The following is a 12216-nucleotide window of genomic DNA, read 5'->3' as shown; positions in this document are numbered from 1 at the left end:
GGTTTGCCTTACTTGAATGGATTGAGGGCGCGACCAGCCAGGTAGCTGAGCCACAGCGGCATCGGCCGCATCAGTGCAGCCATGATCTTGTTGAACGCGCCCGGCACGCATACCGGCTTGCCTGCCATCACCGCAGCGACGCCTGCACGAGCCACGTCTTGCGGCTGCTGCCACATGAACGCAGGCAGATCATTGGCCGTGTCCCGAGTGCCCATCACGTCGTGAAACTCACTGTACGTGAAACCGGGACAGAGTGCCGTGACATGAACGCCGTGGGGCTTGAACTCCATGTCCAGGGACTGCGACAGAATCAGAACATACGTCTTGATCGCCGAATACAGCAGGCTTTCGCCCGGTGGCGACAATGCGGCCAGCGACGACACATTGATGATGCGTCCCCAACCCCGCTCCATCATGCCGGCCGCGATCCGGTGTATCAGCTCAGTCAGGGTGGTCATCATCAACTGGATCTCGCCATTCAACTGTGACCAGGTGGCTTGGGCGAACTTCGAGTGACCTGACAGGCCGGCGTTGTTGACAAGGAAATCGATGCGCCAGTCGAGCTTGTCAAGGTGCTCCACGACTACGCGCGCGGCGTCAGGACTGGCCAGGTCGACCGACAGGACTTCGCACTGAATGCCATGCTCTGTCACCAGTTGGTCGGCCAGCGTCTGCAAGCGATCGCCACGGCGCGCGGCGAGCAGCAAGTCGTAGCCGCTGGCGGCCAGTTGGTGGGCGAAAGTGGCACCGATACCTGCAGAGGCGCCAGTGATCAGTGCTTTACGACGGGGAGCATTCATGGTTTTCAACCTTTCTTACCTCAACGCTGGAATGGCTTGGCGAACGTCAAATGTTTTCTTGCGCGTACCGGTGTCACGCACATAGGGAGAAACAGGTCCTCGAAGGACAAAGGGCAGCGGAACGCGCCGCTGAGCGGCGGTGAAGCCCCAGGTGCCAATGCCCAGATAGAGGTCAGCCCCCACTTGCCTGACTTCATCGACCATGTTGATCGCACCACACATGGACCAGAAGGCCCCATAGACCAACGTGTAGGCGGGACGACCGTCATAGCGAGATGGTGCGATCAGCGTCTCCATCGGGAAGCGCTGAACGGCGCGCCCAAAGTGCGCGAAGGAGTTGTAGCCGCGACCAAGATTATCGGAAACGGGCCGGAATGCCTTGCAGAGCCAGCGCCCCGGCATGAGGGGGTTGTTGATCGTCACCTCACCGATGAACTGGGCCAACTTGCCGGGCTGAGCAAGCAAGCGCGCCGCGAACTCACCGTCCATCTGCTGCATCGTCGGCGAGGGAGACCCTTCAAACACCTTCATGAGTTCACTTACACTCATTGCCATCAGGTCGGATTCCCTCAATGAAGAGGTACTTGCGTTTGTCGTATTCATAATCTTGAACCCCATTCAACTTCGCTCAGCATAGCGGTTTGTTGAACGCGGTTCAAGATATGAGTTTCAGGATGCTCGCCATGGCCGAAAACAAGGGGGGAAGCTGACTCAGAGGTAATTGAGCCTGTCATCGCAAGGCCTGACTCCCGATGGCGACGGTATTTTTCTGCCAGCCGATCATACTCGGCATGGCTGCATATTTGTTTCACGTACATGATTGCCTGGTTTCCAAAGTGGAAACCCTGCTGCCTCAAGGAATCCTAGCCGGCAGCCTTAAACCTCATTCGCCCGACGATAACTACCCTGATAATCAAAAATCCGCTCCTGCACCTGCACCTGCACCTGCACCTGCCAATAGTGGTTCTGCTTCCGGGCAATCACAAAATCGGGCGCCGGCAACAAGGCCTGCATCACACGCACCTCATCAGCGCTGCTGAATACTTGCGGGGCCTGGCCACTCGCAAAACGACGCCCGAACAGCTTGTTAAAGACGTGGCGCTGCGCAGGCTTGCTGAAATCAAACGATTCGCTGAGCTCTTCCCCCTCTTCACCGTGATAGGTGATCTTCAGTTTGCTGCCACTACCATCTAACGAGATCCCGGCGCAGCGGATCACTAGGGCGTCCTTGAGTCTCAGGGCATCCCTTAGCTGATCATCCGGGTCGATGATGGCTTTGTGGCACTGGCCACAGTTGCGGGCCGCGATGTCATTCTCGCCACCGCAACGGGGGCACGCCTTGAAACGGAAGCGGTAATCGCACTGTTGAGGGTGCCCGTTGTGCCCGGCAGGTTCGTCCCCTTCCCCAGGTTCCAGCAGCCCCTGGCAACGGCGCCCGTAGTGCTCAATCACATGGCCGTCGCCGTCTGTTTTGCCCCAGAAGATGTTGGCAAAACCACAGCCCGGGCAGAACACCTGCACCGGCTCACTGTCGTGTTTGGGTTTTGGCTCGCCTACCTCGGGGTGATGCAGATTTACATTGTTGCCGGCGTAATCAATCACCAGGCAGTCGGTTTTGCCTTCGTCCAGGCGAAGACCGCGGCCCACCATCTGCTGGTAGAGGCTGACCGACTGGGTAGGGCGAAGGATGGCGATAAAGTCCACATGGGGCGCATCAAAGCCCGTGGTGAGCACGGAGACGTTCACCAGGTATTTCAGCTCACGCTGCTTGAAGCGTTGGACGAGCACGTCCCGTTCCTTCAGATCGGTTGCGCCTGTGACCAGGGCCGTCTGGTGTTCAGGCAGATACCCAGTAACCTCCCGCGCATGATCCACCGTGGCCGCGAAGATCATCACGCCCTTGCGCTCAGCGGCCAGCTCCATCACCTGCTCAATGATGGCCCGGGTCACACGCTTATGCTTGCCCAGCAGCTGGTTGACGTCGCGCTCGGCGTATTCGCCAAAGCGGTCCTGGGCCAGGGCGGAGAAATCGTATTGCGCCACCGCCGCGTTCACCAGCTCAGGCCGGGTGAGATAGCCCCGGTTGACCATGTAGCGCAACGGTAGCTCGTAGATGCAGTGCACAAAGGGTTTGTCCTGCTCTTCACCAGAACCGCGCACGAAACCCCGGTAGTGGTAGCGATAGATCCAGCCCATGGCCAGACGATAGGGTGTAGCGGTTAGCCCGAGCACTTTGAGGGCATCGTTCTGCTGTTTCAGCAGCTCGATGATTCTTTGATACTGGCTGGTTTCCTCACCGCTGACCCGATGGCACTCATCGATAATGACCAGCGAGTATTCATCTCGGAACTGATCCAGATTCGCCGCTACCGACTGCACACTGGCAAAGGTCACCTGATGCCGGCTTTCCTTCCGCTTCAGCCCGGCGGAGAAGATGCCGCCGCCCAGCCCATAGCTCTGGTATTTGGCGTGATTCTGTTCCACCAGCTCCTTGACGTGAGTCAGCACCAGAATCTTGCGCCGGGCAAGTCGAGCCAGCTCGGCAATAACCAGGCTTTTACCGGCGCCGGTTGGCAGCACAATAACGGCAGACTCATCGGATTGGCGGAAATGCCTCAAGGTGGCATCGACCGCCTCCTGCTGGTAAGGGCGCAATGTGAAAGGCGCATTCATCGTGAGGAGAGCATCATATTGAAGGGAGCATTCATTGCGCAGGGCTGATCGCTATCGGGATGATAAGGCAGCCATACTAACAAATACCGAAGTCGTTACCTGAGCGTCCAAAGAACTTTTCCGGTTTCACCAGTGAGCCCGAGCCATGACCATCGACCGTGAACGCCTCGCCGCCCTGGCGGCCGAACCCCATTGCCAAGGCGGCAGGTTCCGAAACCTGGAGCCTGTACCCCGCCACGGCCTGGGGGATTTCCTGCGCTGGCAGTTGGCCCCCGGCCGCCGTTTTCCAAAAGGTAAACGTTACTCGCTGCTGCGCCCCGACGGCCACTTGCTGCTGAACCCGCCGGCCGCGCCACAACTGACCTGGCTGGGCCATGCGTCATTCCTGTTCCAGTACCGGGGCCTGAACGTGCTGACCGACCCGGTGTTGTCGGAGCGTGCCAGTCCCTTCCGCCTGGTCGGACCGAAGCGGTACACCCCACCTGCCCTGACGGTGGCAGACATGCCGACGATCCACCTGGTACTGATTTCCCACAATCACTACGACCACCTCGACGAAGCGACCGTGCGACAGTTGCACCGACGGTTCGGAGATAGCCTGCGTTTCTGTATCCCCATGGGCCTGCGACGCTGGTTCAAAAAGCGCGGCATCCACAACCTGGTGGAACTGGACTGGTGGCAATCGGCGCCACTGGCCAGCAAAAACGAAGTGTTCTGCCTGCCCGCCCAGCACTTCAGCGGACGCACCGCCACCGACACCAACACCTCGCTCTGGTGCAGCTGGCTTCTGGACATGGACGGCTTCCGGTTCTATTTCGGCGGTGATACCGGTTATGGAAAGGTGTTTCGGGACATCGGCGAGTTGTTTGCGCCCATCGACCTGGCACTGCTACCCATCGGCGCTTACGACCCCCGCTGGTTTATGGCCCCGGTGCACGTGGCGCCGGAAGAGGCGGTCAGAATTCACCAGAATATTGGCGCCAGGCAGTCGGTAGCCATGCACTGGGGCACCTTCGTGCTGACCGATGAACCCATGGATGAGCCACCCAGGCGACTGCGGCTAGCATTGGAGAGGCAAGGGATTAGCGAGGCGGAATTTCGGGTGATGCAGCACGGCGAAGTCTGGTCGTCGCAGTGATTAAAGAGAAAACTGCGGAAACGTCACTGGAGCCCGGAATAACCGGGTCTTCTGCCGGCCAGACGGTACAAAACCGCTAGAAGCCCCCGGACCAGCGCAATGGCCGGCCATAGCAACCAGCTGAGCAAGTACAGGGCCGGAACGAGGATGATCAACCACCCCGCTATCCGCATAGCCAGGGGAGATACACCAAGCACATCGGCGACCCCGGTAAAAAAATCATTGATCAGGCTGGGATGAGTAACCACCAGATACCCTGCCCCCAGAAAAACCGGCCATTTGGCATAGCGGGCACTGCTGAGGATCAGCCGGCCGCCACCGGTAATACGGGCGGCCAGCGCAGCCGAGCGGGTTGAAAGCCCGGCTCCCCGGGTGGTCTTTGCGACCGTGCGACCGGCGCGAAGCACCTTGACCGCGCTGGCAAGCACCAGCACATCCACCGACGCCCAGCCAATATCACCGGCAGAAATATCCTCACCGGTTCGGTAGTCTGACTCCAGTTGTCTGACCCCGCTGGTAAAGAACTGGGCGATGCCTTCGGTCACCCTTTCAGTCTGCACCCACTGGGTCTCGCCCTGATCATCAACAACAAACTGCCCCAGAAAATCATGCCCTTCATCGCGGATAAAATTCACCGCGTACCAGCCCCGTTCTTCCGGCGAGAGAGGCTCGGCGTCTTCCTGTTGAGTGGGCTTCCCGCCCCTTAGCTCCGCGATGTAATCCACGGCGCGCTCATACTGACGGGCTGCCTTGTTCATCCATTCAACGGTATTAACGGGATGATGAATAAAATAATGGATCGGCGGCAGTGCCTGCTCGCTATAGGAACGCAAGACGTCCTGAAACTCAGGCTCGGAAGCATAGAGGGGGAAAATGGTGCGGGCCATTTCGGGGAAGGCAAGCAGTGCCGCCTGGGCTTTAAGGCGTAAAATCGGGTCATCGCCCAGGTCCAAGATGGCAGCCTGCACCTCGATGGGCTCGTCTTCAAGGTTGTCAAACCCGGGCAGAACCTCCTGCGCCCGGATAGAAATGAGCTTCTGCTCGACGGGCACCGGCTGAGACGCAAAACTGGCCAACATCGCCATCAGCAGCGCTACGCCCAGAAACACCATGGCTTTTTTCAAACACCCACCTCTGGCTGATTGGATTCAGCCTCTCTGCCTGAGAATACGTTGTCCATCCTTGCCTCAGCAACGATAAAATTGCTCAAGAAACATGCCGCAGCGGACCTGATGGAGATGTTGGGGGGATGCGGCTTGGGACTTGGGTGGCTCTCGTCTGAATCAGCAAAAAAAGGTAGCATACTAATCAGACTGTGAGAGCTAACGGTTTTTCGTTGAGTGAGATGCTGCGCTGGGTCTCTCTAGCTGCAAACTGTCCTGGGCGGAACAACCTCCCCCTGGGAACTGGGCCGGGGTTCCTGGGGACGTGCTGTGTTTGCGCTCTGTTCGAGTGAGCGGCGTGGTGGCTGGTCGAGTATGAACGGGTTGATGGCGCGGGCGGCTTAGCCGACGATGGCCTGCAGTTCTTGGGGAAACTGATCGAATAAGTCAGTTACTCTGACCCCATTGATCACTACGATCAGACAGTCCAGAAACACGAATCAGGCAGGCGCCACGGGCTGTCCCCTCTTTTGATGCGGTAACACCGGTTAGCAAAGTACCAGACCATTTAACTCTTGCAGGAGAAAAAAGTGTCAGATACCAACATCGAACTTACTTCAACCATTACCGAAAATAACAAACTGGAACTTGCCCTGCGCGAGATCGAGATCCCGCAGCCTGGCGAACACGAAGTGGTCATCCGCATCGAAGCTGCCCCTATTAACCCGTCCGACCTGGGCGTGATGTTCAGCGCAGCCGATATGACGACTGCCAGGCAAGCCGGTAGTGCCGATCGTCCGGTAATCAGTGCCGACGTCCCGGCCAAGTTCATGGGCGCGGTTAAAAAGCGGGTTGGCAAGGCAGTACCCGTGGGCAATGAAGGCGCCGGTACAGTCGTCGCTGCGGGATCATCAGCCGCGGCGCAGAGCCTGATGGGTAAAACCGTTGCGGTGATTGGCGGTGGTAGTTACCGTAAATATCTCTGTGCCAACGTTCAAAGCTGTCTGGAACTGGAGCCTGGTACCACTGCAGTCGAAGGCGCTTCAAGCTTTGTAAACCCTCTGACGGCATTGGCCATGGTAGAAACCATGCGCGCTGAAGGTCACAAAGCTATCGTTCACGCTGCCGCCGCTTCTAACCTCGGACAAATGCTCAACCGCATCTGCATCGCCGACGGCATCGACCTGGTCAATATCGTCCGCAGGCCGGAACAGGAAGCACTGCTGCGCGACATGGGCGCCAAATACGTGGTCAACTCCAGTAGTGACAGCTTTATGGCAGACCTGACCCAGGCACTGATCGACACCGGCGCGACCATCGCATTCGACCCGATCGGTGGCGGTAGATTGGCGAGTGACATTCTCACCTGCATGGAAGCCGCCGTCTCCCGTGACATGACTGAGTACAGCGTATACGGATCTGACATCTACAAGCAGGTGTACATCTATGGCGGGCTTGATCGCGGCCCAATCACGCTAAACCGCAGCTTTGGTTTTGCCTGGGGTGTGAACGGCTTTCTACTGTTCAATGCGTTGGGAAAACTGGGTAAGGAAACCAACATCGCCATGCGCAAACGCATAGCTGCCGAGATCAAAACCACGTTTGCCAGTCACTACACTCACGAGGTATCCCTGGCCGGCGCGTTACAACTGGATGCGATGTCGGTTTACGGCAAACAGGCTACCGGAGAGAAGTTTCTGATCAAACCACAGAGCTGAGGTTTACTCTCTGACCGCAAGGGCATCGCGGGACGCTGGGGTCAGATTGGCGCCAGCGCCTGCGCCTGCGTGAAGGCCGAGCGTGCTCGTGTTTCGATTCCTAATGCCTGCGGCCACATCTATCGAAGGAGTTTCTTATGCCGATGATAGTGCAAACCAGTCTTGTACTCGCCCTTTCCGCCTCGTTACTTGTGGCCTGCGGCGGTGACGCCGATGACAGCCCCACGGCCAAGGCCAGTACGGGTTCACGGAACGCGATGGGGCCTGGTTCGGCAAGCGAGCGGATGGCGCCATCATGACAGCCGACGCGGGTCTGACCCCGTAGCGCGGATTCAGTCGATGGACGTCCCGGGGATGTTTTTCAGAAGCTCGGCATTTGAGGGGTACTTCTCAAGCAGTTCAACCAGCTTTTTCGTGCCCTCCAGCGGTTTGAGACCGCTGAGCGCCCGGCGCAAGGCTCTTATTTTGCCCAGATCTTTCGGATCTAACAGCAGCTCTTCACGGCGTGTACTGCTTTTCGAAATGTCCAACGCGGGGAAGATTCGCTGGTTCGCAACGTCTCGTGATAACACCAGCTCCATGTTCCCCGTGCCCTTAAACTCCTCAAATATAACCTGGTCCATACGGCTGCCGGTATCGACCAAAACGGTTGCCAGAATGGTAAGCGAGCCGCCATTCTCAATGTTTCGTGCAGCGCCAAACATCCTCCGCGGGATCTCCATCGCTCGGGCATCAACCCCGCCAGACATCGTACGACCGCTGCTCTTTCGCTCCGCATTATGTACACGGGAAAGCCTCGTAAGAGAATCAATCACAATCATGACGTTGTGACCCTCGCCAGCTTGCTGGCGGGCGATATCAAGAAGCTCATCGGCAACGCGAACGTGATGAGCATAGCTTTCATCCGAAGAAGAAGCGTGTACCTCAGCCGGGACGCTACGCTTGAAATCCGTGACCTCTTCGGGTCGCTCATCTATCAATAACGCGTAAAGTTTGATCTCGGGATAGGCCTTTCCCACCGCCTGGCAAATGTGTTTTAAAATCGTCGATTTTCCAGACCCCGGCGGCGCAACGATCAAACCCCGCTGCCCCATTCCAATCGGCGTAATCAGATCCATCGCGCGCACCGTGAGTTCTTCTGAACCTGACTCCAAGCGAATCCCCGGCGCTGGATTGATAGCCACACCGTTTAAAAAACGTTTCTGTGGGTCAGCCTCAACCACAGCCTGGGTTTCCTCAGCCACCGGTTTAGTGTCCGTGGTTCGTTTCCGGGTTAAACCTAATGTCTTTCTCGTCATGGCTGTTCGATAGCTCTTGATTGATGGATATTTTCGAAATGGGCTGATAACGCCGACCTGCGAGGACACCCACATTTTAGTTGGCTCTAGCGCTGAGTGCGAAAAGGTTCGCTGGGGTGGGTTCATGTATGGTGGCGATATTACCACCTACGTTGGTGTCCGGAATCATTGAACCACTACAGACTGATTGTTGCATTCTGTTCGAGTGGGTTTCCTGTTAGTACTGAGCGCGAAAAGTGCTGCTGAGGTGAGTGTCCTGTTAGTGGTTTCTCTCGCGCGATCGATTGTTGCGCTCTGTTCGTGTGGGTGTCCTGTTAGTGCGCCGTTAGTTCTGAGGTTCTTAATCAGGAACCAACTGCGGCTTTAGTAATATCACCACCACAGTCGGGGCATTCACTTCGGAGAATCTTTAGTTGGCGAGCGTACTGCTTGCGAAAAAGCCCACTCGCACCGCGCATGATATCAGTGCCGCAGTTCGGGCAACGAAGTGAGTAAACGCTATAATTCATATACGCCAAGATGCTCATACATAAAAAACGTAAAAAAATATCCCAACAAGGTCCACATATACCTGAAGGTGATAGAGTTTAGCTTGAGCACAACGCGTCCTTTTCATTTCAGCCGAAAGCTTTAGCGGTTTAACGGGACACCGACCTCTAATCCGGAGCTCTATTAGCGTGAGTGTCCTGATTAGTGCTTAGCGTAACTGCGTCCGCGAAGAGTTGCTGAGGTGCGTGTCCAGCTAAGGTTCACGACTGATTGTTGCGTTCTGTTCGAGTGGGTGTCCTCTTAACGGAGTGTGTTCGAGTAGGTGCCCTATTAGCTGATCTGGCTGTTCAGGAATGAGTGCAGATATAGTCCCTCGGCGAAGTACCGGTCCAGCGCCGAAACGCACGGCTGAAATTGGTGACATCGGAGTACCCCAGTAGATCGGAGATTTGTCCGATACTCTTCTGTCGGAGAGCGAGCAGTCGCCTGGCATGGTGCTCACGTATCGACTCGACCAGCTCGCGGAATACCATACCTTCAGCCTGCAGTCGTCGCTGCAGAGTTCGGGGCGTGACATTCAGTTTTTCAGCCACCTCGTCCATGGAAGCGAACCCCAACTCCTCATCGAACACCAGGTCCCGCACTTGCTGGACCAATGAACGGCCGCCGCCCAGACGGCCGAGCTCCTCTTTGCATTGTTCCCGGGCAATCCGCGCCGCCACCGGGTCTGCCATGACCAGGGGATAGTCCAGGATCGAGCTGTCAAAAACAAAGCCGTTGAAGCCGCCGTCAAAAGTGAGAGGGCCAAAGATGAGGTGTGCAAAGCGATCCGTGTAGGACGGCTTGGGAAAGCGCACAAAGCCTTGGCCCTTGAGACTGTTTCCCGTAAGCACTGTCGCCATGGAGACAAAGCCGGTCAGCAGAAACATCGCGCCAACCTCACCGAGCCGATAACGCTCGTCCCGCTCGGTCAAGGACAGGCGGACACGATCACCCTCCTGATCGAGACAAAGCTCCAGATCAGAAGAAGGTACGCTGAAATAGGCCTTTGCAATATCAAGAGCTTCACCAAGTGTATTTGCCACCATGGCAGCCTGGCCGATCACGCCGTGGCAGGACACTTTCATCTGCAACCCCATCAGAAAGCCTATGCCGGGTTCTCCGGTCAGCAAGATGGCGCGCTCGATAAGCCGGGCAAAACTGGCCCTGGGCAGGCGGAAGCCGCTTCGCAACAGGTCTTCAATCGCAAGTCCTTCTGCCGACAGCAACTCTGCCACCGGAATATCCCATCGCTCTACCACATCCATCAGCAGCAAAACGTAAGTGCCGGGAACAGTTGGCTGGCTGGACACAATCGAGATGGTTGTCATCGTGGTTGTCGCCTAATGATCGCTTTTTGTCACTTCATCATAGCCCGAGCGGATATGACCTCACGCACAATAACAGCAGATAACCCCAGGTACAGGCGCCTGATTGCCGGCCACAACTGTTTAAAAGGTCAAAACCATGTCTGCTGATACAAGAAACATGACCGATGCGGAGAAAATGGATTACATCCGAAAGAACATCCTCGAACAGGGGCGGGCGCTTCGCCGTCGTCATCCCTGGCTGGAAAAACATCAGAATCTGATCGGGGCAACGATCATGGCCGTGTCGCTGCTGGGCATGATCGCCAGCGGAACAAGCTATGTGCTGGACCTCATTCCCTGGTGGGTTTGCGTTCCGGTAACGGCGATCTTCGCTTCACTTATCCATGAACTGGAACATGACCTGATACACCTGATGTACTTCAAGAACCGTCCCTGGGCCAATGACCTTATGCTGGCGCTGGGCTGGCTTGCACGCGCCAGTACTATCAGCCCGTTTGTCCGGCGTAAGCTTCACCTACACCATCACAAATTTAGCGGCACCGAGAGTGATCTGGAGGAGCGGGGCATCACTAACGGCGAGCGTTGGGGGGTACGGCGATTGTTAATGACCGGTGATAACATGATGGCGGTCTTGCTGCGCCCGTTCACCATGCAGCGCGCCGTTCGCCACTATATCCGGGCTCAAAAACCTGCCTCACGCGACCAAGCCAGAAAGATGAGCATTCAACAGCTGCTGTCCTATGCCCCGCTTGGCAACATCTATTACCTTCTGTTCCACAGTTGGATAGTCGCGCACCTGGTCCTCTTTACCGCCCAACTCAGCGGCAACCCACTCAGCCTGTCAGATGGGCTATCTACCGCACTGGCTGCTTTGGATACCTTTGCGGTGGTGTATATGTTGCCGTCTTTCCTGCGTACGTTCTGCTTGCATTTCATTAGCTCCAACATGCACTACTACGGCGATGTTGAGCCCAGGAACGTGATGCAGCAATGCCAGGTCCTCAATCCCTGGTGGCTACTGCCGATGCAGGTGTTCTGTTTCAACTTCGGCAGTACGCACGCTATTCACCACTTCGCGGTACGGGAACCCTTTTATATCCGCCAATGGACCGCACCGGCAGCCCATAAAGTGATGAGAGAGATGGGCGTACGTTTTAACGACTACGGCACGTTCCTGAGGGGGAACCGGTTTTACAAGTTGGACTCGTCAGAGAAACATCAGCCAGAGGGAGCGCCCGTTTAAGGAAAAAACGAAACCGGGACAGATCTATTTTGCAGTGACTCAAATCGGCTCGGAGTCGTTGGAGAAGCCGATAAAATAAATCTGTCCCGGTTTTCCGCGGTTTTCAGTTCCCTGATTATGTTTCGCTGTTTGGATTCATTAGCTTCATTCCGGCTAAGAATAAGACCCCAGCGGGAAATGCCAAAATCACCCCATACAATTTGAGGTACTCTTGATCTAGAGGGCAGCAACCGAATGGCTCAAAGATCCAGAATCCGCTCAGGCAAAGCAGAGCCCAGCCTGAGGTGGCGAGGATGAGGGACATGAAGCTATGCATAGATAGGGTTGCATGACTTTCGGTCGACGTAGCCCTCCGCTGCTCAAATCCAAGGTAAAGCAAACTTA

The 12216-nt window shown here is 56.5% G+C and carries 10 protein-coding genes; 4 read left to right on the top strand and 6 right to left on the bottom strand.

Annotated features, from left to right (window positions below; all coding sequences use genetic code 11):
- Positions 1–8: 8 nt before the first annotated feature.
- From soil367_RS05105 to radD, 3 genes are all read right to left on the bottom strand, one after another.
- Entirely contained in the window at positions 9–800 is a 792-nt protein-coding gene (locus soil367_RS05105; RefSeq protein ID WP_136547557.1) for an SDR family NAD(P)-dependent oxidoreductase, read from the bottom strand.
- 15 nt (positions 801–815) lie between these two features.
- The gene (locus soil367_RS05100; RefSeq protein WP_136547555.1) at positions 816–1403 is read right to left on the bottom strand and encodes a hypothetical protein; all 588 of its coding nucleotides are present in this window, start codon (positions 1401–1403) and stop codon (positions 816–818) included.
- Between the two features lie 273 nt (positions 1404–1676).
- Positions 1677–3473 (bottom strand): DNA repair helicase RadD, encoded by a 1797-nt coding sequence (gene radD / locus soil367_RS05095; RefSeq protein WP_136547554.1) that lies wholly within the window; start codon positions 3471–3473, stop codon positions 1677–1679.
- 145 nt (positions 3474–3618) lie between these two features.
- On the opposite strand from radD, the gene soil367_RS05090 reads away from it, so the two are divergent.
- Positions 3619–4611, top strand: a complete 993-nt coding sequence (locus soil367_RS05090) for an MBL fold metallo-hydrolase (RefSeq protein WP_136547552.1) — start codon at positions 3619–3621, stop codon at positions 4609–4611.
- Between the two features lie 23 nt (positions 4612–4634).
- Here the strand turns inward: soil367_RS05090 and soil367_RS05085 are convergent, their stop codons facing one another.
- Positions 4635–5735, bottom strand: a complete 1101-nt coding sequence (locus soil367_RS05085) for a hypothetical protein (RefSeq protein ID WP_246065533.1) — start codon at positions 5733–5735, stop codon at positions 4635–4637.
- Between the two features lie 569 nt (positions 5736–6304).
- Between soil367_RS05085 and soil367_RS05080 the strand changes: the two genes are divergently transcribed.
- Both soil367_RS05080 and soil367_RS18795 read left to right on the top strand, forming a co-directional pair.
- A complete protein-coding gene (locus soil367_RS05080) occupies positions 6305–7432 on the top strand; it encodes a zinc-binding dehydrogenase (protein ID WP_136547549.1) in 1128 nt (375 codons plus the stop codon).
- A gap of 137 nt (positions 7433–7569) precedes the next feature.
- On the top strand, positions 7570–7731 hold the full coding sequence (locus tag soil367_RS18795; RefSeq protein ID WP_172962269.1) for a hypothetical protein: 162 nt from the start codon (positions 7570–7572) through the stop codon (positions 7729–7731).
- A gap of 33 nt (positions 7732–7764) precedes the next feature.
- Here the strand turns inward: soil367_RS18795 and rho are convergent, their stop codons facing one another.
- A complete protein-coding gene (gene rho, locus soil367_RS05075; protein WP_136550521.1) occupies positions 7765–8730 on the bottom strand; it encodes a transcription termination factor Rho in 966 nt (321 codons plus the stop codon).
- Between the two features lie 836 nt (positions 8731–9566).
- Positions 9567–10589, bottom strand: a complete 1023-nt coding sequence (locus soil367_RS05070) for an AraC family transcriptional regulator (protein ID WP_136547547.1) — start codon at positions 10587–10589, stop codon at positions 9567–9569.
- 136 nt (positions 10590–10725) lie between these two features.
- On the opposite strand from soil367_RS05070, the gene soil367_RS05065 reads away from it, so the two are divergent.
- Positions 10726–11832: a fatty acid desaturase gene (locus soil367_RS05065; RefSeq protein ID WP_136547545.1), complete on the top strand. Its 1107-nt coding sequence runs from the start codon at positions 10726–10728 to the stop codon at positions 11830–11832.
- The last annotated feature ends 384 nt before the right edge of the window (positions 11833–12216 follow it).

The organism is Hydrocarboniclastica marina, assembly GCF_004851605.1.
Lineage (GTDB): Bacteria > Pseudomonadota > Gammaproteobacteria > Pseudomonadales > Oleiphilaceae > Hydrocarboniclastica > Hydrocarboniclastica marina.
Note: the sequence above shows the minus strand (reverse complement) of the source record. Positions and strands in the feature narration are given on the sequence as shown.

What these genes read in the sequence shown, in the direction of transcription:
- soil367_RS05105 (WP_136547557.1), bottom strand. Translation starts at nt 800, where the DNA reads ATGAATGCTCCCCGTCGTAAAGCACTGATCACTGGCGCCTCTGCAGGT.
- soil367_RS05100 (WP_136547555.1), bottom strand. Translation starts at nt 1,403, where the DNA reads ATGAATACGACAAACGCAAGTACCTCTTCATTGAGGGAATCCGACCTG.
- radD (WP_136547554.1), bottom strand. Translation starts at nt 3,473, where the DNA reads ATGAATGCGCCTTTCACATTGCGCCCTTACCAGCAGGAGGCGGTCGAT.
- soil367_RS05090 (WP_136547552.1), top strand. Translation starts at nt 3,619, where the DNA reads ATGACCATCGACCGTGAACGCCTCGCCGCCCTGGCGGCCGAACCCCAT.
- soil367_RS18795 (WP_172962269.1), top strand. Translation starts at nt 7,570, where the DNA reads ATGCCGATGATAGTGCAAACCAGTCTTGTACTCGCCCTTTCCGCCTCG.
- rho (WP_136550521.1), bottom strand. Translation starts at nt 8,730, where the DNA reads ATGACGAGAAAGACATTAGGTTTAACCCGGAAACGAACCACGGACACT.
- soil367_RS05070 (WP_136547547.1), bottom strand. Translation starts at nt 10,589, where the DNA reads ATGACAACCATCTCGATTGTGTCCAGCCAGCCAACTGTTCCCGGCACT.
- soil367_RS05065 (WP_136547545.1), top strand. Translation starts at nt 10,726, where the DNA reads ATGTCTGCTGATACAAGAAACATGACCGATGCGGAGAAAATGGATTAC.